Here is a 22,836-nt window from a genome sequence, read left to right as displayed (position 1 = left end):
ATGAAAAGTTTTAAAGATGTTTTTGAAAACTACCAATGGGATGAGGTAAAGAATAAGCTTGAAAAAGTAAGTCTGGCCGATGTAAGATACAGTCTTCAGAAAAAGAATAAAACCCTGGATGATTTTTTGAACCTGCTTTCACCAGCCGCTTCCCATGAACTGGAACTCATGGCGAGAATGACGCAGATGCTCACTCAAAAACGATTTGGAAAAACCATTCAGCTGTATGCACCGCTGTATCTCAGCAATGAATGTCAGAATATCTGTACCTACTGCGGGTTCAGTCTAGATAATAGCCTGAAAAGAAAAACCCTTTCTGATATGGAGCTGATGATTGAAGCCTCAGTGCTGAAATCAATGGGAGTGAATCATGTACTGCTGGTAAGCGGGGAAGCCAATAAAATTGTAGGAGTACCTTATTTTCAGAATGCTGTTCGTAAGCTAAAGCCTCACTTTTCTAACATTTCCATTGAAGTTCAGCCATTATTGGAAGAAGAATACAAACTGCTTCATGAAGAAGGAGTGCATTCCGTTTTAGTGTATCAGGAAACCTACCATCAGGATGTCTACAGAGAATATCATCCAAAAGGTAAGAAATCAAACTTTCATTTCCGTCTGGAAACTCCGGATAGAATAGGAAGAGCAGGAATTCATAAAATCGGGCTGGGGGTTCTCCTTGGCCTTGAAGATTGGAGAGTAGACAGTTTTTTCAATGCATTACACATCGATTATCTTCAGAAACGCTACTGGAAAAGTAAGTTTTCTGTTTCCTTTCCAAGGCTCAGACCTGCAGAAGGAATTATTGAACCTAATTTCATAATGGAAGACAAAGATCTTCTTCAATTGATCTGCGCCTACAGAATCTGGAATGAAGACCTTGAAGTCTCTATTTCTACCAGAGAAAATGAAGTCTTTAGAAATAATATTGTGTCTCTGGGAGCAACAGCTATGAGTGCAGGTTCAAAAACCAATCCGGGAGGGTATGCTGTGGATAAAGAGTCTCTGGAACAGTTTGAAACCAGTGACGATCGAAGTATGGATGAAATCAGAGTCATGATCAAAAAAGCAGGCTATGATCCCGTAATGAAAGACTGGGATTCTGTGTATAGTGGATTTTAAAAATTTTTAAATCATTAAGAAATTTGAAGAGGTGAAGTTTAATTAAGAAAATCAAGATTTTTAAGATAGCATCTTTTTTAAGCGAAGCTCAACTTAACTTTCCTTAAAAGCTTAAAAAACCTTAATGGTTCAATGATAATAAAATATGAAAAAAGAAGATCATTTTTCACGGTACAGCCGGCAAATATTTATTGAAGAAATCGGATTGGAAGGGCAAAAGAAAATAATATCTTCCAAGGTTCTTGTAATTGGAGCCGGAGGTTTGGGAAGCCCGGTTATCCAATATCTGGCCTCAGCAGGAGTAGGAAATTTAGGCGTTGCAGATTTTGATGAGGTTGAACTTCATAATCTGAACCGACAGATCATTCATACCGAAAACAGAGTCGGACTATCCAAAGTGAAGAGTGCAGAAAAATTCGTGAAAGAACTTAATCATCAGGTTGCATTCATCGGAATAGAAGAAAAAATCAATGAAGAAAATGTTGAAAAAATCCTTTGTCAGTATGATATTATTGTTGATGGTTCAGATAACTTTTCAACAAGATATTTGGTGAATGATACCTGTGTAAAACTTAAAAAGACCTTGGTTTATGGAAGTATCTTAGGATTTTCAGGACACGTGTCTGTGTTTAATCATAATGGAAGCAAAAACTTAAGGGATATTTTCCCTGAACCGCCTTTCGATGAGGATGTACCGGATTGTGACAGTCTTGGCGTACTGGGAGCTCTTCCCGGAATGATAGGTAGTATGATGGCTCTTCAGACGTTAAAAATTATTACAGATCTTCCTGTGAGTGTTAATCAGCTGACTTTGGTGGATACTTTGAACTGGAGGTTTCAGACGATTGATTTTTGATGTAAATATAAACACTAATATTACTAATATTTTCACCAATAACACCATTTTAATATCAATAGAAAGAGGCAGTAAAAATGATTACTGCCTCTTTTATTTATCTTGGAAAGGATTATTGTGCCTGCTGCATTACGCCTCCATTATCCTCTTTTTTAGTCTGGTTCAGGATATTCGGATCCTCTTTTGCCAGTTTATTTCTTGTCGGAATTTTATAATTGATGGAAAATCCAAAGTTTCTCGTATCATACTTGCTGCTGATCATCACAGGAGTTCCTGATGGCGGATTAGAACGTACCTGCATCATCTGCCCGTTGAAAATATCATTTGCAAAAACAGAAAGCGTCAGACGGTTGTTCATAAACTTCTTCGTCAGTGTAATATCCAGAGAGTTATTGAATGGTTTTTCTGCGGTGAAGTAGAAATATCCTGCCTTGGGAGTCAGATAGCTGTAATTAGCTGTCATTTTAATGTCTTTAGGCAAAAGAATCTGAGTCATGATATTGAAAATCCAGAACCCTTTATTATTTAAATTATCGATGTCATGTTTCTGATAACCAGCATATAAGTACATGAAGTTAATTTTGTCAGGATTGAAATCAAACTTCATGATTTCGCTCAGAGGCTTGCTGAAAATCATAAAAGGAACCGGTAACCCTACGTTGAAGTTGTGAATTTTCATATTCGAAATATTCACCTGTTCGTTGTAAAGTTTTCTTCCGTCTTTTCGGATGATCTGTGCCACCTGATTGCTTGCCGAACTTACACTATACCCGATAAATGCATAATCAAAAGCAGAAATTTTCAACTCATAATTATCAAAAATAGTAGGCTGTAGATTCGGGTTACCATTTACTTCTGTACTCGGTCCTGAGAATGTTACGTTATTCGGGTTCAAAGCAGAAATACTTGGTAAGCTGATTTTCCTGTTGTAGTTCGCGGCAACATAAACCTGATTCATCATGTTATACTGTACACTCGCGTTCGGGAAAAGTTTAAACTTATTGAATGGAATCAAATTAGCCTCTACCAATTTCGCATCTTTGTCGAAATATCTTGTTACCCCTGAAATATCATAGTTTTCAGCTCTGGAACCCAATGTGAAGTCAAACTTTTTCAGTTTAGCCTGAAACTCTAAATACGTTGAAGCCGTTTGTCTCTGGTATTCAAGATTGGTTAAACCAAAACTTTCCGTATCATAATCCTGTTTCTCGTATAATCCTCCAAAGCTTACCTTTCCACCATCAAGAAGTTTGATCGGCTGCGCATAATCTACTTTGAAATTGGCAATATTCATCACAGATTTATTGTTTAAAAGGTCTTTTAAACCGCTCATAGCACTGTTGATAGGTAAATAAGGTGCTGCTGCAAAATTACCGTCCTGGAAATAATTATCCTGTGCAAATTTACTGTCTGATCTTGTATAACCCAACTGGAAGTCCAGTTTTTGAGACTTGTCAGCAAAACGTTTCTGATACGTTACCACAGCTTCCTGCCTCAGGCTATTGGTATGAGCAACATCCGAAGACGTGTAATAAGCCTCTCTTAAATCTTTCGGATCATTCTCAAATGGTAAGTCTCCATGACCGTTACTTAGAGTGTAATTGTCATTATTGTTGTGATAAATATCGTAGTTTAATAATAATCTGTCCTGCCCCAAATCAAAAGTTAATCCGGATTTTGCAAAATATCCGCGTCCGTATCTGTCGGTGTGACTCGTTAAAAGCTCGTCCTGCTGGCCATTCAGCATACTTTCACGGTAATTTTGACCCACATTCAGCTGCCATCCGAAATACTTATTTCTTGCATTTAAATTAACGGAATTGGTCGTTCTGTTTCTGAATTTATCATAATTCGTGAAAGAATAATTCCCCGAATAAGTTGCTGTTAAATATTTATTGGCATTTTTATTAGTGATGATATTCATGATGGCACCTCCGGAAGTTGCCGGAAACTCAGCACCAGGCTGAGTGATCACTTCAATTCTTTCTACAGAATTGGCAGGCATTCCCTCAAGGAAGGAATTCAATTCATTGGATGTGATATTCAAAGGTCTTCCGTTAAGATATACTTCCAGCATTTTTCCCTGATACATCATTCCCGCAATGTCCGTAGATACAAGTCCCGGAAGTTTTTTAATACCCTCCAGAACGTTCCCGTTATTCAGCTGAGGCTGTTCTGAAAAGTCAAAAATAGTACGGTCTGCTTTTTGTTCAACGGCTTTTTTAGTTTTGGTAATGACTACTCCTTCAATTTGTTTTTCCTGAGGCTTATTATTTTTTTCCTGCGAGAAAACAAAGACAGAGCTTAATAAGGATAATGCGAAAATCGTTTTTTTCATAATGTTTTTACTGATATACGGTTAGACGCTGAAAAAGATAAATTGTTACGCTACAATTGTGAAAATCGAAAAATTAGGTTAAAATTTTTTTTATTTCCGAAATAATTATATCTTTGCCGGGTAATTATCAAGAATCTCTAGATGGGATAGCAACCTGCAAAAACAAGCAAGGTGCTGCAATCGATAAGCCGGAACTTCCGGAAAAAATGTTTATCATTCTATCATTATCCCATCTTGAATTTTTGTTTTAAAGTTAAAATCAAATGTTTAAAGACAAGGGAAATCATCTTCCATCATTAATTTTTTACTCCTCGGATCATGAAGTGAATCTTCATTATTCTGATATGTTTTCATGCCATTTCTACATGCGCATGTGTTGTTGCTGCTAGCACTTTCTATTTCTAAAAAATAATACAAACATTCCGATCATCAACGGTAACCTTACAATTTAAGGCTACAGGATTTGTATTGCCCAAAAACAAATTTTTAACAACAAAAAGTAAACAACAATCAACATGCATAATTTCAAAAAAAGAATCTTTGTTCCTTCTATTGCGCTTATTTCTACATTTTATTACGCCCAGACGGATACTTTACAATCTAAAAAAATAGAAGATGTGGTGATCCTTGGCTCAAGAGGTTCCGGAAGATCACTTACAGATACGCCCGTTCCGGTGGATATCATTAATATATCTAAAATTTTAAAACAGAGCCCGACTAATAATATCGGTCAGGCCTTAAATTATATTGTTCCTTCATTTTCATCCACTTCACACACTGTTAATGATGGAACTGATTTCGTAGATCCTGCTCTTCTAAGAGGTTTGGGACCAGACCAGGTTCTGGTTTTACTCAATGGGAAAAGAAGATATCAGTCTTCATTAATAAACGTTACCCTTACACCGGGAAGAGGATCTGTGGGAACCGACCTTAATGCTATTCCGGCTTTTGCTTTGGACAAAATAGAGGTTTTAAGAGATGGAGCTTCCGCCCAATATGGTTCTGATGCCATTGCAGGAGTTGTCAATCTCGGTCTGAAAAAAAGATTAGGACTTTCCGGACAGGTGTTTTTAGGTGGATATGCTTCACCTGTTGCCAATAATTTCTCAGGAGGTATGGATGGACAGACTATTTCCATAGATCTTAATTATGGAGCAAAAATTGGAAAAACAGGATTTATTAATATTACAGGTTCTGCACAATACCGTGATCCATATTCCAGAGCGGGAGTAAGGGAAGGAGATATTTTCAATGCTTACAATGCCATTAATTATAGAGCATTGCAGAATGGAGTCAATATTGATGGTTTGTATAAAAATATTACCAACACTTCCAATACTCAGCAGATTATCAATACAGTTAAACAATATGCAACTAAGGTTGGCTATTTTGGAACTGATTTTCAATCTCAAATTTCGGGAGCAAACAGTATTTCCGATCTTCAGAAAATATTGGGTAAAGATTTTACATCTCAGGAACTTAATTACAGAGGATTGGAGAGAAAAGATTTCAGTCTGAGAGCAGGACAGTCTAAGCTACAGTCAGGCCAGCTTTTTTTCAACTCTGAGATTCCTGTGAATGAAGACTGGAAGGTTTATTCATTTGGTGGTTATAGCTACCGTCTTGGAAATGCCGGAGGTTTTTACAGGCTCCCGAATACAGAAAGAAACATCAATGCAGTTACTCCTAACGGGTATCTTCCTCAGATTGAAGCCACAGTAAATGATTATTCTCTTGCTGCCGGAATTAAAGGGAAATGGAATGGCTGGAATGTGGATTTCAGCAATACTTTTGGAAAAAACACCTTTGGTTTTGGGGTTGTGAATACATTTAACGCTTCACTTACAGACAGCTCTCCAAGAACTTTTGATGCCGGAGGATCTGAATTTTCACAAAATACCGTCAATCTGGATTTGTCTAAAAAATATGATGTCCTGAAAGGATTGAACATTGCATTCGGAGCTGAATACCGGCACGAAAACTATAAAGTGAATGCTGGGAAAGAAAACTCTTATGCTTCTTATGATATTTATGGACGTGTGGTAACCGCTAAAACCCCTGAAAATGAAAAAGTAACCGATTTCTTTGGAAATGTAAGGCCTGCCGGAGCTCAGGTTTTTCCAGGCTTTAGTCCGGAAAATGCCGTTTCAGGAAACAGAAACAGTATTGCTGCTTATGCTGATGCTGAACTGGAAGTTACTGACGGATGGCTGCTGGAGGGAGCTTTACGATATGAAAATTATTCAGATTTCGGGTCTACATTTAATTATAAACTGGCAACTAATGTAAAGCTGGTTCCTAATTTAAACTGGAGAGGGGCTGTTTCTACAGGATTCAGAGCACCTTCTTTAGCCCAAATCTATTATAGTTCTACTTCAACGCTGATTCAGCAGGGAAAAACCACACAGGTAGGTACTTTCAGGAATAATTCTGAAGCCGCACAGGCATTGGGTATTCCGAAATTAAAACAGGAAACGTCACAATCCTACAGCACAGGAATTACATGGAAAATTCCTTCACTAAGCCTGACTTTCACAGCAGATGCTTATTTAATAAAGATTAAAGACAGAGTAGTGCTTACAGATCTTTTCTACCGCCCTGACGGTAATTTTACTCCGGGTTCGGATCAGGCAGTTCTTCAGGATGCTTTTGATCTCGCAAGGGCTAGTGCTGCCAACTTTTTTGCCAATGCAGTAGACTCTCAGACAAAAGGGCTGGATATTACCATCTCTCAGAACTCAAAAATTTCATCAGGGATTTCTTTAGAGAATAATCTGGGAATCAACTTTAATCAGACCAAAAGAATCGGAGATATTCATGCATCTTCTAAATTGGTAAGCCAGATTGATAATTATTTCTCAGAACCGAATAGAGTGTATTTTGAAGAAGCTGTACCGCGCGTAAAAGCTACCTTGTCTAATACATTAAGAGTTTCAGGATTTACTTTCCTGCTGCGAAACTCTTTCTTTGGTAAAGTGACGGATGCGGATGTTATAGATGCTAATTTTGACGGAGTAACTGGAAGTACAGAGCACTTTATCCTTAATAACCGCTTCGTGACAGATTTATCTGTAGGATATGATTTTAATAAAAATATTTCAGCAACAATCGGGAGCAATAATATTTTGAATATACTACCTTCTAAAAGCCCAAGTATAAGTTCATTAACAGCTGATAACCAGTTTGTATATTCCAGACAGGTTTCCCAATATGGTATTGGAGGAAGGTTCTTGTTTGCAAGAATTGAATTCAGATTTTAAGTGTTGGGTAAAGCCAATTAGTCCGCCTTATTGAATATCTAAAGTACAGTTAAAATATAAAAGCGGCTTCGAAAGAAGCCGCCTTTGTATTAATTAATCTAAGAATTAATCTTATTTTTCCTGTTGTTTGATCAGGTTCAAAGCAGAACCAGCTTTAAACCAGTCAATTTGTTGATCGTTGTACGTGTGGTTTGCCATGATGATGTCTTTAGTACCGTCAGCATGAACGAATTCTAAAGTCAGTTGTTTTCCTGGAGCAAACTGATCCAGATCTAAGAAGTTAACCGTGTCATCTTCCTGGATTTTATCATAATCAGCTTCATTAGCGAAAGTGATTCCAAGCATCCCTTGTTTCTTAAGGTTGGTTTCATGGATTCTCGCAAATGATTTTACCAATACAGCTTTCACACCAAGGTGTCTAGGCTCCATGGCTGCATGCTCTCTTGATGAACCTTCACCATAGTTTTGATCTCCCACAACAATTGTTGGAACACCTGCCGCTTTGTAAGCTCTTTGTACAGCCGGAACTTCACCGTATTCACCGGTTAATTCATTTTTAACTTTATTGGTTTCCATATTGTAAGCATTCACAGCTCCAATCAACATGTTGTTTGAGATATTATCTAAGTGGCCTCTGTACTTCAACCATGGTCCAGCCATAGAAATGTGGTCAGTAGTACATTTTCCGAAAGCTTTGATCAATACTTTAGCTCCTTCAATGTTTTTACCATCCCAAGCCGGGAATTCTTCTAATAACTGAAGTCTGTCTGAAGTGGGGCTTACGTTTACAACAACGCTTGAACCGTCTTCAGATGGAGCCTGGTATCCGTTATCGTCTACAGCAAATCCTTTTGAAGGAAGTTCGTAACCTTTAGGCTCATCAAGTTTTACCTGTTCACCTGCTTCATTCGTTAAAGTATCTGTAATCGGGTTGAAGTCTAATCTTCCTGAGATTGCAACAGCAGCTACCATTTCTGGAGAAGCTACGAATGCGTGGGTATTAGGGTTACCATCCGCTCTTTTCGCAAAGTTTCTGTTGAAAGAGTGAATAATAGAGTTTTTCTCTCCTTTTTCAGCCCCTTCTCTGTCCCATTGCCCAATACACGGTCCACAAGCATTGGTAAAGATTCTTGCATTTTCAAATTTTCTGAAAGAATCTAAGAACCCGTCTCTTTCCGCTGTGAATTTCACTTGCTCAGAACCAGGGTTAATTCCTAAGATAGCCTTAGGTTTTACACCTTTCGATACCGCATCTTCCACAATTGATGCAGCTCTTGATAAATCTTCATAAGAAGAGTTGGTACAAGAACCGATAAGAGCCCATTCAACTTCTAGAGGCCATCCGTTAGCTTCAGCTTTAGCTCTGAATTCGGCAACCGGAGTAGCTAAATCAGGAGTGAAAGGTCCGTTTAAGTGAGGAGTCAGTTCAGAAAGGTTGATTTCTATTAATTGATCGAAATATTGTTCAGGATTAGCATAAACTTCAGCATCACCTGTTAAATGTTCAGCAATTTTATCAGCGGCATCTACTACATCCTGTCTTCCTGTAGCGGAAAGATATCTTCTCATAGAATCATCATATCCGAAAGTAGAAGTTGTAGCCCCAATTTCAGCACCCATGTTACAGATGGTACCTTTACCTGTTGCAGAAAGAGATTCAGCACCTTCACCGAAATATTCTACGATGCATCCCGTACCTCCTTTTACAGTAAGAATTCCTGCTACTTTTAAGATAACGTCTTTTGCAGAAGTCCATCCGCTCATTTTACCGGTTAATTTTACCCCGATAAGTTTAGGCATTTTAAGCTCCCAGGCCATTCCTGCCATTACATCTACCGCATCAGCTCCTCCTACACCGATTGCTACCATTCCCAGCCCTCCTGCATTTACAGTGTGAGAGTCAGTACCAATCATCATCCCTCCAGGGAAGGCATAGTTTTCCAGTACAACCTGGTGAATGATACCTGCTCCCGGTTTCCAGAATCCGATTCCATATTTATCACATACAGAACTCAGGAAGTTGAATACCTCAGAGTTTTTGTTGATTCCTTCCTGCAAGTCTTTGTCAGCACCTACTTTCGCCTGGATCAGGTGATCTGCGTGTGCAGTTGATGGAACTGCTACTTTAGCTTTTCCTGCCTGCATGAATTGTAGAAGAGCCATCTGTGCAGTGGCATCCTGCATTGCTACTCTGTCTGGTGCGAAGTCTACATAAGAGTTTCCTCTTTCATAAGCCTTTGTAGCATTTCCTTCCCAAAGGTGGGTATAAAGAATTTTTTCTGAAAGAGTAAGAGGTTTTCCCACTATTTGTCTTGCCGCAGCAATTCTTTCCGGATAACGCTCATACACCTTTTTGATCATATCAATATCAAAAGTCATATCGTATTTTAATTTTGTTCTTTTTCCGTTAATGCTTCTTTTCCTGATGTTGAAAAAGAAAAATCACTTTCTTATATATCAAAAAACGTTCCTATAATCCATAAACAGGGATGTTTTGATCTCAAAATCAATAGATTTTATAACTTTCAATTTAAGAAAAAATAGAATTTATTTTCCTGATTTTATCGAAAAAAAAACGTAACTATATTAAAATAGAAACGTTCTAAACAAAAAAAATGGAAGATTTTAAATCCTAAAGGACTAAAATCTTCCAATTATATACTATTTAATAGTCTTGCGACGTATTTTATAAATCTCTTAGTGAGCGCTTGTGCTTGTCAGTTCTTTAATAGAAGGAACGAAAGTAGTAAGGTCAATACCTTCAACAGCAGCTTTATACTCATCAATGCTAGGAATTCTTCCAATAATTGCAGAAAGAACAACAACCGGAGTTGAAGCCAATAGAGATTCTCCTTTTTTACGTTCAGAATCTTCCACTACTCTTCCCTGGAAAAGACGGGTAGAAGTCGCTAAAACAGTGTCTCCTTTAGCTGCTTTTTCCTGGTTACCCATACAAAGGTTACATCCGGGACGCTCAAGGTACATTACATTTTTATATTCAACACGGGCTTCTCCTTTTGGAGCATTATCATCAAATTCAAAAGCTGAATATTTTTCTAGTAATTCCCAGTCACCTTCTGCCTTTAATTCGTCAATGATGTTATAAGTAGGAGCTGCTACAACAAGAGGGGCACTAAATTCTACTTTTCCTTGTTGTTTTTCAATATTTCTAAGCATTTGAGAAACAATCTTAAGGTCACCTTTGTGAACCATACAAGATCCTACGAAACCAAGATCTACTTTTTTCTCACCTCCATAGTAAGAAAGATCTCTGATGGTATCGTGAGTATATCTTTTGGATACATCGTCGTTGTTTACATCCGGGTCAGCAATCATAGGTTCTACAATTACATCAAGATCTACAACTACTTCAGCGTAATATTTAGCATTGGCGTCCGGAGTCAGACCTGGCTTTTCTCCTGATCTGATTTCTTCAATTCTCTTGTTTGCTTTGTCAATAAGTCCCTGAAGAACTTTATTGTGGTTATCCATACCCTTGTCAATCATGATCTGGATTCTGCCTTTTGCAATTTCCAATGATTCGATCAAAGTATTATCTTCAGAAATGTTGATAGAAGCTTTTGCCTTCATCTCAGCAGTCCAGTCTGTAAATGTAAATGCCTGGTCAGCGGGAAGTGTTCCAATGTGAACCTCAATGATTCTACCCTGGAATACGTTTTCTCCTCCAAACTGCTTCAGCATCTGAGCCTGTGTTGCATGAACCACATCACGGAAATCCATGTGTTCTTTCATGTTTCCTTTGAACGTTACCTTCACAGATTCAGGAATTGGCATAGATGCTTCACCAGTAGCTAATGCAAGAGCAACAGTTCCTGAGTCAGCTCCGAAAGCTACTCCTTTAGACATTCTTGTGTGAGAGTCACCACCAATGATGATTGCCCACTCATCTACAGTGATATCGTTAAGAACTTTGTGGATAACGTCAGTCATCGCATGGTATTCACCTTTCGGGTCACGGGCTGTAATCAACCCGAATTCGTTCATGAACTTCATTAGTTTCGGAATATTTGCCTGTGCTTTTTTATCCCAAACTGAAGCAGTGTGACATCCTGATTGATAAGCGCCGTCAACAATTGGCGAAATTACCGTTGCCGCCATAGATTCAAGCTCCTGAGAAGTCATAAGACCTGTCGTATCCTGAGATCCAACGATATTTACCTGTACACGAACGTCAGAACCGGCATGTAATACTTTTCCTGGTGTAGTTCCTACAGCATTTCTGTTGAATATTTTTTCTACAGCTGTAAGTCCTTGTCCTTCGTAAGAAATTTCTTTTGACGGAGCAAAAACTACAGGAGCCTCAACTCCTAAAAGCTGAGCTGCAAATGTCTGTAACTTTTTACCAAACACGATAGCATAAGAACCTCCTGCTTTGATGAATTCCATCTTTTGCGGAGTGAAAGATTTGGTAAGGTCAATCAGTTCTTTATCTCCGTTATATAATTTCTTTTCTTTTGTATTGATTGTTAAAACAGTTCCTGTTGCCACTGAATAAGCTTCTTCAAGAACGATGTCTCCATTTTCGTTACGAATTGGGTTTCCGTTTTCGTCTACTTTCTTTACCCAGTTTTTAAGGTCGATACCAATACCTCCGGTAACGTCTACTGTGGTAAGGAAGATTGGTGAAATACCGTTTGTTCCTCCTACAATTGGAGCAATGTTTACAAATGGTACATATGGGCTAGCCTGTTTTCCTGTCCAAAGAGCAACGTTGTTTACTCCGGACATTCTTGATGAACCTACACCCATTGTTCCTTTTTCAGCAATAAGCATAACGCTTGCATCAGGATGTTTTGCCTGTAAAGCTTTGATTTCTTCCTGAGCTTCAGGAGTGATCATACATTTACCATGAAGTTCACGGTCTGATCTTGAGTGAGCCTGGTTTCCCGGAGAAAGTAAATCTGTAGAGATGTCTCCTTCACCAGCGATAAATGTTACAACTTTGATTTCTTCAGCAACTTCAGGTAGTTTAGTGAAAAACTCTGCTTTTGCATAGCTTTCCAGAATTTCTTTTGCAATTGCATTTCCGCTTTCGAAAGCTTCTTTAAGACGGGTAGTATCTGCTTCGTAAAGGAATACCTGTGTTTTAAGAACATTGGCTGCTTCCTGAGCAATAGCAGGATCATTACCTAAAGCAAGATCTAGCAATACTTCAATAGAAGGTCCGCCTTTCATGTGAGATAATAATTCAAATGCAAATGCCGGGGAAATTTCTTCTACTATGGATTCACCTAGAATAATTTCTTTTAAAAATTTTGCTTTCACTCCCGCAGCACTTGTAGTTCCTGGTAGAGTGTTGTAAATGAAAAATTTAAGAGAATCCGATCGGTCAGCATTACCTGAATCTTTTATTTGCGAAATAATCTCGCTTAGTAATTCAGCACCATCAATTGGCTTTGGATGAAGCCCCTGGGTTTTTCTTTCTTCAATCTCTTTGATGTAATCCTTATAAATATTCATAATAGAAGGTCTTTCAACATTAAAGGTAGGCCTGCTGCTTCTTTACCGGTCTGTATAAAACAGTTAATGACATTTTGAGATTTCGCATTTTGACGCAACATTAACCGAATAAAGTCAGCATAATCTACACTTTCTTAAAAGTTTTTTAAAATTATCAAACAATTCAAAATGTTCCCAAAATTACGAAATTTTACAATTTTATGGGAATGAAATTATTTAGATTCTTTATAAATATGTATTTTATAATATCTATTTTTGGTCGTACTTTTGCAGGCATATGATGAATATGAAAAATATACTGACTGTTTTATGCATTTTTACTTCGCTTTTTGCTTTTTCGCAGACGAAATCTGTGAAGAAAATTCCTGTGAAGAAAGTTGCGAAAACCCCTATTCAGAAAGGGACTTCAGTGAATAAATCTAATCCTGACCTGGTGGTAATCAACAAAGATCTTCCGGTTTTGATTCCTAAAAAAAAAGGAGATCAGTTCGGGTACGTGAACCAGAACGGAAAATTTATTATTCAGCCGGAATATCATATTGCTGTATTTTTTTATGAAGACTGTAATCTTTTAAATTCTCCTAATGAAAAGATCAGAAAATTTGGTACAAAAGATTATGCCACTGTAGAAAAGAATATGATTTCTTACCGTATAGATCATACCGGGAAGAGAGTGTATCAGTTCAAAGAATCAGATTTTGGAAAGTGTAAGTTTGAAGAATACAAGCAGCAGTTGTTTCAGGCCTATATTCTGAATGGTTTTTACGGAATCATTGAAAAATCAAAATTTGTGAATGCTGCAGATTACAGACAATTCCAGATCTATCCTCAATATCAGTATCTTTTTATTTTGGAAGGAGATGATGTGGCAAATCCAATGATTGTGGCTTCCAATAACGACAAATTTGGGATCATTGATGTCAATAATAAAATCATTGTTCCTTTCGAATACGCCAATATCAAAAGAAATTTCAGCTGGAAACTGGGCAAAATGTTTGAGGTAACAAAAGATGGCTCAAACTACTACTATATCGACGCGAATAACAAAACTTACTAAAGAATTATGAATTATGAATTATGAATGATGAATGATGAATGATGAATGATGAATGATTCATTTGATAACTCCTAGTTTTCATAGTATTTTTTTATAATCCCTTCACCTAATACCCTGCATCTCACAACCCAAATTCTAATTCATATATTTTTTGTAATTTTGCGGCTGAAATAAAGGGGTGCTTTAACAGGCTGAGATTATACCCAATGAACCTGGAACAGGTAATGCTGTTTAGGGAACCATTTAAATAATTGATAGATGAGTAGCGATCAATGATCGAGAGACATCAATTGTCATTTGCTATGTATCAATTATCCCGTAATCACCCCTTTTATTCATTAAATGTCAAAGATTTATAGAATGAAAGGATTATTTTTTTTAGGGCTAAGCATAGGTGCTGTAGCTTTTATTCAGGCTCAAAATAAAGATTCTCTGAAAATCAGGGAAATAGAAGCTGTCAACTTTACCAAAAGACTTCCGGTAGCGAAGGAAATCATCAATGTACAGAAAGATTTAGACGGGAAAAATTTAGGACAGGATCTGCCTATTCTTTTAAAAAATCAAACTTCCATTATTTCCACTTCAGATGCAGGAAATGGAGTGGGATACACTGGGTTTAGAATCCGTGGAGTTTCAGGTTCTGCCATCAATGTAATGATGAATGGTGTTCCGTATAACGATTCTGAAAGTCAGGGAACATTCTTTGTCAACGTTCCGGATTTGACAAGTTCTGCATCACAGATTGTCATTCAGAGAGGGGTAGGAACCTCCAATAATGGGGTATCCGCTTTCGGAGCGAGCATTAATGTACTTTCTAAAGATCCGGAAGAGAAATTTTATTTTAAAACGGATGACAGCTACGGATCATTTAATACCTACAAATATTCAGCAGAAATAGGTTCCGGGAAGTTCTGGAAAAACCGTCTTTCTGTAATGGGGAGATATACACACATTCATTCTGATGGATATATCGACAGGGCTTCTTCCAATCTGCATTCTTATAATTTCACTGCTTTATTTGAAGAAGGAAATACAAAAATACGTTTAATGGCTTTCGGAGGAAAAGAAAAAACCTATCAGGCATGGAACGGAATTGACCGTAAAACCTGGGAAACCGACCCTAAATTTAATATTTCAGGAGCTATCTATGATGCGAATTGGGAGAATATAGTAAGTTTTTATAATAACGAAACGGATAATTACAGACAGAACCATTATCAGTTGCTTTGGGAACAGAAATTCAGTGACCGCTGGAATCTGGAAACTACATTTCACTATACGAAAGGAAGAGGATATTACGAAAATTACAAACAGGGAGATCCCTTTTCAAGATATAATCTGCCGGATATCATTGAAGGTGGACAAACTATAAAATCTTCAGATTTCATCAGGAAAAAATGGCTGAATAATGATTTCTATGGAATGGTTTCCACGCTCTACGGAAAGTTTGAAAATCTGGATCTGAATTTTGGTGCAGTAGTCAATCAGTATTACGGAAGACATTACGGAAATGTGACAGGGGTATTTTTTCCTCAGATTGATGAGAGTGAATATTACAGAAACCGCTCAGTAAAGAATGAAGTATCCGGTTTTGCAAAAGCTTTACTTAGAGTAGATAACTTTGAGTTTTTTGGTGATTTGCAGCTTAGAAAAATTAACTACAATACTAAAATTCTGACGGCAGGTGATGGTGAAGGTGCTGATTTAAGTAAAAACTGGCTGTTTTTTAATCCTAAAGCCGGAGTAAATTACCGGATTGACGGAGGTAAGATATTTCTTTCTTATGCTCATGCCCACCGTGAGCCGAACAGGGATGATCTGATGGCCAATAATGATGTAAAAGCTGAAAAACTTCATGATTTTGAAGCTGGTTTTGAAAAACAATTCGGGATTGTTTCCTTTACTGCTAATGTTTACTATATGTATTATGTGAATCAATTGGTTTTAAATGGAGAGCTTAATAATGTAGGAGCGTTTATTAGAACCAATTCCGGGAAGAGTTACAGAAGAGGTGTTGAGGTAGGTGCTTTGGCAAAATTATCCAAACAATGGGAAGTTTCGGGAAATGTAACATTAAGTCAGAACAGAAACCAGGATTTCAATATCCAAAATGGAGATATTCCCAAAAGTCTTGGAAATACACAGATTTCATTTTCTCCGAATGTAATTGCTAATTTAAGTTTGAAATTCAATCCTACCAAGAATTTCCAGTTTGTATTAATGAACCAATATGTTGGAAAGCAATATCTGGACAATACCGAAGATGCCAACCTGCAGCTTAAAGATTATTTCCTGACAGATTTTAATGCGCAGTATCAGTTTAAAATTGCCAATAATGAAATTGCTTTAAAACTATTGGTGAATAACCTTTTCAACAAAAAATATGTGAACAACGGATCCGTGTATGACGGCCAGCCCTATTATTTTTCTCAGGCAGGAACCAACTTTATGTTTGGTGTGAGCTGGAAGATTCAATAGCCGGCAAAATGGCAAAAAAGGTAAAAACAGTGAAAGACTAGATTTGTTGATATTTACATTAACAAATTATCCTTTTGTTTTTAACATTTTTGCTCTTCTTACAATAATTTATAAGCTTAAAAAAGGACGTTTAAATAACCGTATTCCTATTTTAGTACAGAATAATCAAAGGCTGCTCCGGCAGTCTTTTTTATATCCGTTAAATATTATAAAAAGTCACGAAAAAGTTATAAATTTGCTGCCAAATGAATATTTCAGCATACATTTTAGAATATTTAAAACAATTTGGAACTGCCACAGTTCCAGGCTTTGGCGTGTTTTCACTGAAAAATTCTAAGGCCATTATCAATTCTGAAAACGGAAGTATCCTGCCTCCGGCCAGCCAGATTGAATTTACAATAGACTACGAAGTGCAGTCTGAAGACCTTACGGCTTTTATTGCAGGGCAAAAACAGATGTCCTTAGATGCCTCAAGAAGTGATCTTAAAATTCAGACCGATTTTTGGAAGAAAAAACTTCAGGCCGAACAGATTCTTGAAATTCAAAACCTTGGAACAGTCTTTATTGAAGATGGGCATACCCATTTCAAGGGAAAAAGAATAGAATCCGGACGTCCGGACTTTTATGGATTAGAAGAAATCAGATTTTCAGATATCAATAACGGAGAAAAGGTGAATGCCACAGTAAACCGTGAAAAGGATTTTAAATTCAAAAAAACAATTCTTTGGACTTTCCTTTTGATTATTCCGGTTCTTGGAATTTTATATCTCGCGTTTACCCAGCAGGAGCTTCTTTTTGGCAAAAAGTCTTTCAATAAAGTTTCTGTACAGACTTCTACCCACAGAATCGTAAAAGATACAATTAAAGTGATGGTACACACTCCGGAAACTTCAGTTTCAGATTCTTTGAAAAAAGATTCACTCGTAAAACCCGCCGGAAAAGCAACCCAATCTGCACCGGCTGTCCCAAACAACACTAAGACTAGATGGCAAAAATAAAAAAAGCGTCAGAATCTCTGACTATTATGACCAATATCGTTCTTCCGAACGAAACAAACTCTTTAAGAAACCTTTTTGGTGGTGAACTTTTAGCAAAAATGGATCGTTGTGCATCTATTTCTGCAGCAAGACACTGTGAAAGAAGAGTAGTAACCGCATCAGTAAACCACGTATCTTTCAATCACCCTATTCCGGAAGGCGGAGTAGTGGTTTTGGAATCTAAAGTTTCCAGAGCATTCTCTACTTCTATGGAAGTGTATGTAGATGTATGGTTAGATGATCCTATTAATCAGAAGAAAATTCATACCAATGCTGGTATTTATACCTTTGTAGCTGTGGATGAATTCAACCGTCCGATTCCTATCCCGGAAATGATTCCTGAGACCGATGAAGAAAAAGAAAGATTTGCTGCTGCATTCCGTAGAAAAGAACTTTCATTAATTCTTTCCGGAAGAATGAAGCCTTTGGAATCTGTAGAACTTAAGAAATTATTCCAGGAACCGCAGGAGTCTAAGAAAGACAAGAAATAAAACACGAAAAACACAAATGCTTGGCACAAATTTTCACAAATGATTTGTACCTCGTCTCATCAAATGAAAAAAAATAAAAATGGATATTTCAGAAAATGATATATCAAAAATTGTATATGAAGCAGGGTATATGGTTCATAAGACACTAGGGCCTGTGCTTTTGGAAAGTGCTTATGAAGAATGTTTGTTTTATGAATTGAATAAGCACGATATTCTTGTAGAAAGGCAAAAACCAATGCCATTATTTTATGATGAAGTAAAAATGGATCTAGGTTATAGGCTTGACTTTTTGATTGAGAAAAAATTTGTGCTTGAAATAAAATCTATAGATTCATTACAAGATATTCATTTAGCACAAATACTTACATACCTTCGTTTAAGCAATTGTAAACTTGGAATGTTGATTAACTTTAATACGCTTCAGTTTAAAAATGGAGTTAAGAGAGTGATTAACGGGATATTATAATTTGTGCTATTTGTGAAATAAATTAGTGTCATTCGTGTTTAAATTATGAAAATACTTCTTTTAGATAAAAACCATCCTCTTATCGCTGAACAGCTTTTGGCTCAGAATTTTATATTGGAAGAGGATTTTACATCGTCTTATGATGAGGTTTGTGAGAAAATTGAGAATTACGACGGAATTATCATTAGAAGCCGTATTCCGTTGGATAAAAACTTTCTGGAAAAAGGTAAGAATCTGAAATTTATTGCAAGAGTAGGTGCCGGAATGGAAAATATTGATATTCCTGTTGCAGAAAAACTGGGAATTCAGCTGATTAATTCACCGGAAGGAAACAGGGATTCTGTAGCAGAGCATGTGGTAGGAATGCTGCTTGTGATTATGAACAGGCTTTTTATCGCCTCTCAGGAAGTGAAAAACGGAATCTGGAAACGTGAAGAAAACAGAGGAGACGAGCTGTTAGGAAAAACAGTAGGTTTAATCGGATATGGAAATATGGGAAAAGCTACTGCTAAAAGACTTTCTGGTTTCGGGTGTAAAGTAATTTTCCATGACATACTTCCTGATCTTTCGGATGAAAATGCGACACAGGTTTCATTAGAAGAATTGAAGCAAAGAGCAGAGATCTTAAGCTTACATATTCCTTTGACTTCAGAAACACACTATCTTATTGACGATACATTCATCTCAGAGATGAAAAACGATTTTTATTTCGTGAATACGGCAAGAGGAAAGAATGTTAAAACTAAAAGCTTAGTAGAAGGATTGAAATCAGGAAAAGTAAAAGGAACCTGCCTGGATGTATTGGAGTATGAAAAGTCTTCTTTCGAGAATATTGAGTCTGAAAATGAAGATTTAAAATATCTTCTTGAATCCGAAAAAGCGATTGTCACTCCACATATTGCGGGATGGACGCATCAGAGTAAAGAAAAACTGGCTCAGTTTATTGTAGATAAGATTGTCGCTTCACATTGTTAAGCGAAGGAAATAAAAAGTTAGAAAGGCGGATTTACAAAATGTGAATTCGCTTTTTTTATGATTTTGCCTCTCCAAATTTTACTTTTCATCTCATTTATGTTAAATAATTCATAATGTACCTCTCTTCTTTATTATTTATTTTCGAGTTTTATTAAATTGCCGCTCATTTTGAATCTCATGACGACGCGTAATTTTGTACTTATCTTAAGTGTTTTTTTATCAATATTTTCTTGTAAAAAAAAGGCTGAAGCCAAAGAAGCTTCTGACGAAAATACAACTAGCCTTCCAAACTACGGAACCGTAGATTTTGGAGATATTTTCACGAAAGGTGACGGACAGCTTTTGAACAGGCAGACTACTGTAAGTTATATTGATCAGTATTATAAGAAAATCTGGGAAGCGGGAGACCTTAGCGGTGGAATCCTTGTAGCGAAAGGAGATGAAATTCTATATGAAAATTACAGAGGTTTCGGAAGAGAAGGAAACCAAATGCCTATTGACAAAAATACACCTCTGCATGTAGCTTCAGTTTCAAAAACATTAACGGCTATGGCAATGATGAAACTGATTGAAGCGGGAAAGATAAAGCTTACTGATCACCTTACTCAGTTTTTTCCGGGATTTCCTTATCCTAATGTTACCGTTCAGACTTTATTGGATCAAAGAAGCGGTCTTCCGAAATATGAATATTTTATTCCTAAAATACAACCTGCACCAGCAGAACTTTCCAAGCAATTTATTACGAATGAGGATGTATTGAATATGATCATCAAATACAAACCTGAGCTGGCAAGAGATACAGACACAGGATTTATGTATTGTAATACCAACTTTGCCCTATTGGCTTTATTGGTTGAAAAAGTGACAAAAACTCCTTTTCCTCAGGCAATGAAAGAAATGGTTTTCACTCCATTGAAAATGAATAACACTTACATTTTCCAGGAAAAAGATATTCCTACCGCGTCACAGTCTTTCTATTATGGAGGAAACAAATTATATCCGTTAGACAGGCTTGATCTTATTTACGGAGACAAAAATGTGTACACTACACCAAGAGACTTATACAATTTCTCAAAAGCCATGTTTTCTAAGAATTTCCTGAAGCCGGAATTGATGCAGATGGTTTTCACTCCATACAGTAATGAAAAAGCAGGAATGAATAACTATGGTTTAGGATTCAGAATGAAAATCTTTGATAACGGAGAGAAATTAACTTACCACAACGGATGGTGGCATGGTACCAACTCTGTATTTGCCCATCTTTTAAAATCTAAAGTGACCATTGTAGCTATTGGTAACAAATATTCCAACAAAGTATATACAGCTCTTGCATTATCAGGATTATTCGAGGATTTTCCTCTGCAGAAAGATAAGCTTCATACCGTAATGAATGACAATAAAGACAGTTTAAATTCCGGACAGGAAGTTTTTGGAGAATAATGTTTATTTTTGCTTAAACATTTTCATGAAAAGGTTTCTTTTATTATTCGTTATCTGTTTTCTTGTACATTCATGTGCAAGGGTAGGATCCCCTGTAGGTGGGCCTAAAGATACATTAGCACCAAGGTTTTTAAGCTCAAACATTGATACTACAAGAATTAATGTCAAAAGAGATATTCACGAACTCCGTTTGGATTTTGATGAATATGTGACACTGAAGGATATTAATAAAAACCTGATCATTTCGCCACCTATTAAAGGGATCACGAGGATTCTTCCCTCCAATATTGCCAACAAATTTGTGCTGATCCAATGGACAGATACGCTTCAGGCTAATACTACTTATAATTTCAACTTCGGAAACTCCATTGTTGATAATAATGAGTCTAATATATTAAGATATTTCAATTTTGCTTTTTCTACGGGAGATAAATTGGATGATCTTTATATCAGTGGGGAGGTAAAAGATGCGCTAGATACTAAAAAGAAAGCGGCAACAGCAACGGAAAATAAACTTGTGGTTGGATTGTATCAGGTAAAAGATACAATGAATTACAAGAAAAAACCTTATTATATCACCAAGGTAGATGAAGATGGGTATTACGAATTAAACTATCTGTCACCAGGTAAATATAAAATTATTGCGTTTGACGATGAGAACGGAAATTCTATGTATGATCCGGGAAAAGAAAAAGTAGGTTTTCAGAAAGATCCTGTCAATGTTGAAAAATCCATTTCCGGGTTGAATTTAAAAGTATATCCTTCCAAAAAAGCGGTTAAATATTCAGAGATGAAAGAAATTGCCGGAGGTGTTTTAATGACATTCGAAGGGAATCCTGAAGAAGTAAAAGTTAAGTCTCCGAATGAGAAACTGAAAGATGTCAAAATAACGCACAATCCGAAATCCGACTCGGTAAGAATATGGTTTGATGCCGTAAAAGATGATGTGGGGCAGACCGCCAATGAAAAGCTTGTATTTACTCATGATAAAGGTCCGAAAAAGGATAGTACTTACAGTGTTTCATTATTTTATAAATACAATAAAAAGAATGCCATGGACGTCTTTAGTGATAATGACGGAACATCCATTGCCCCAAAAGCAGATTTAAAATTGGCTTCCAACTATATTGTAGATAAAATAGACCCTTCAAAATGGACTTTGAGAGCTAAAGGAGACAGTTTGACAACTTTACCATTCACGGCTAAGATATCAGAGACAAATCCTTACCAGATCCAAGTTCAGTCAGATTTTGTGATGGGAAAAAGTTATGAACTTACTGTTCCTAAGGAAACAGTGTCCTCATTCTATGCAAAAAATACCCAGTCAAAACGTTTCGACTTTGATGTGGCTAAAATAGACCAGTTCGGAAGTGTTGAATTCTCTATTGCAAATGCTCCGACAGCCAATTACTGGATTCAAATGATAGATTCTTCTGATAAAATAGCGTATCAGAAATATCTGAAAGGAGATAAAGTAAAATTTGATATCCTAAAACCGGGGGAATACATTGTGAGAATTCTGGTAGACAATAACGGAAATAAATATTGGGATGAAGCGGATTTCGCAAATGATATATTTGCTGAAGATGCCTATATTTTCTATAAAAAAGTAATTGTAAGAGGATTATGGGAAACAAGGGAAGAGTGGGATCTGAAAGATACCAGAACGCTCGATAGTCCTAAATCTGCAACGGGTACTCCAGTACCGGCTTCAAGTTCTGCACCGTCATCTGAAACTCCAATCCCTGCAGCAACTACTACAACTACAACAGTACAGCCAAAGTTAAAAAAAGAATTTAAATCCGGTAATGCTGTTTTAACGCCTACAAACTAAGGAC

At 36.9% G+C, this 22,836-nt stretch carries 14 protein-coding genes and 2 riboswitches; of the genes, 11 read left to right on the top strand and 3 right to left on the bottom strand.

Annotated features, from left to right (window positions below; translation table 11 throughout):
• A complete protein-coding gene (gene thiH / locus CLU97_RS19970; RefSeq protein WP_121489479.1) occupies positions 1–1,119 on the top strand; it encodes a 2-iminoacetate synthase ThiH in 1,119 nt (372 codons plus the stop codon).
• A gap of 145 nt (positions 1,120–1,264) precedes the next feature.
• Positions 1,265–1,975, top strand: coding sequence for a HesA/MoeB/ThiF family protein (locus CLU97_RS19965; protein WP_121489478.1), 711 nt, complete (start codon positions 1,265–1,267; stop codon positions 1,973–1,975).
• Between the two features lie 112 nt (positions 1,976–2,087).
• Here the strand turns inward: CLU97_RS19965 and CLU97_RS19960 are convergent, their stop codons facing one another.
• Positions 2,088–4,313, bottom strand: a complete 2,226-nt coding sequence (locus CLU97_RS19960; protein WP_121489477.1) for an outer membrane beta-barrel protein — start codon at positions 4,311–4,313, stop codon at positions 2,088–2,090.
• A gap of 119 nt (positions 4,314–4,432) precedes the next feature.
• Positions 4,433–4,530: riboswitch (SAM-I-IV-variant riboswitch) on the top strand.
• A 298-nt stretch (positions 4,531–4,828) separates the two neighbouring features.
• Between CLU97_RS19960 and CLU97_RS19955 the strand changes: the two genes are divergently transcribed.
• Positions 4,829–7,573, top strand: a complete 2,745-nt coding sequence (locus tag CLU97_RS19955) for a TonB-dependent receptor plug domain-containing protein (RefSeq protein WP_121489476.1) — start codon at positions 4,829–4,831, stop codon at positions 7,571–7,573.
• Positions 7,574–7,684: 111 nt separating this feature from the next.
• On the opposite strand, the gene CLU97_RS19950 is transcribed toward CLU97_RS19955, so the two are convergent.
• Both CLU97_RS19950 and CLU97_RS19945 read right to left on the bottom strand, forming a co-directional pair.
• Positions 7,685–9,952, bottom strand: coding sequence for an aconitate hydratase (locus tag CLU97_RS19950; protein ID WP_121489475.1), 2,268 nt, complete (start codon positions 9,950–9,952; stop codon positions 7,685–7,687).
• Positions 9,953–10,270: 318 nt separating this feature from the next.
• A complete protein-coding gene (locus CLU97_RS19945; protein ID WP_121489474.1) occupies positions 10,271–13,054 on the bottom strand; it encodes a bifunctional aconitate hydratase 2/2-methylisocitrate dehydratase in 2,784 nt (927 codons plus the stop codon).
• 286 nt (positions 13,055–13,340) lie between these two features.
• Between CLU97_RS19945 and CLU97_RS19940 the strand changes: the two genes are divergently transcribed.
• The 8 genes from CLU97_RS19940 (at position 13,341) to CLU97_RS19905 (ending at position 22,832) form a co-directional block, all read left to right on the top strand.
• Positions 13,341–14,111, top strand: a complete 771-nt coding sequence (locus CLU97_RS19940; protein ID WP_228437817.1) for a WG repeat-containing protein — start codon at positions 13,341–13,343, stop codon at positions 14,109–14,111.
• 164 nt (positions 14,112–14,275) lie between these two features.
• Positions 14,276–14,367: riboswitch (TPP riboswitch) on the top strand.
• Between the two features lie 104 nt (positions 14,368–14,471).
• Positions 14,472–16,589 (top strand): TonB-dependent receptor, encoded by a 2,118-nt coding sequence (locus CLU97_RS19935; protein ID WP_121489472.1) that lies wholly within the window; start codon positions 14,472–14,474, stop codon positions 16,587–16,589.
• 245 nt (positions 16,590–16,834) lie between these two features.
• Positions 16,835–17,587 (top strand): hypothetical protein, encoded by a 753-nt coding sequence (locus CLU97_RS19930; RefSeq protein ID WP_121489471.1) that lies wholly within the window; start codon positions 16,835–16,837, stop codon positions 17,585–17,587.
• Positions 17,575–18,117, top strand: a complete 543-nt coding sequence (locus CLU97_RS19925; RefSeq protein ID WP_105702355.1) for an acyl-CoA thioesterase — start codon at positions 17,575–17,577, stop codon at positions 18,115–18,117. The genes CLU97_RS19930 and CLU97_RS19925 overlap by 13 nt, the downstream gene beginning before the upstream one ends.
• A 79-nt stretch (positions 18,118–18,196) precedes the next feature.
• Positions 18,197–18,583: a GxxExxY protein gene (locus tag CLU97_RS19920; RefSeq protein ID WP_121489470.1), complete on the top strand. Its 387-nt coding sequence runs from the start codon at positions 18,197–18,199 to the stop codon at positions 18,581–18,583.
• A gap of 45 nt (positions 18,584–18,628) precedes the next feature.
• On the top strand, positions 18,629–19,558 hold the full coding sequence (locus CLU97_RS19915; protein WP_121489469.1) for a 2-hydroxyacid dehydrogenase: 930 nt from the start codon (positions 18,629–18,631) through the stop codon (positions 19,556–19,558).
• A gap of 177 nt (positions 19,559–19,735) precedes the next feature.
• Positions 19,736–20,998, top strand: a complete 1,263-nt coding sequence (locus CLU97_RS19910) for a serine hydrolase domain-containing protein (protein ID WP_121489468.1) — start codon at positions 19,736–19,738, stop codon at positions 20,996–20,998.
• A gap of 25 nt (positions 20,999–21,023) precedes the next feature.
• Positions 21,024–22,832, top strand: coding sequence for an Ig-like domain-containing protein (locus CLU97_RS19905; protein WP_121489467.1), 1,809 nt, complete (start codon positions 21,024–21,026; stop codon positions 22,830–22,832).
• Positions 22,833–22,836 lie beyond the last annotated feature (4 nt).

This window comes from Chryseobacterium sp. 7, from assembly GCF_003663845.1.
Lineage (GTDB): Bacteria > Bacteroidota > Bacteroidia > Flavobacteriales > Weeksellaceae > Chryseobacterium.
The sequence above is the reverse complement of the archived record's forward strand: the minus strand, read 5'-3'. Positions and strand labels throughout refer to the sequence as shown.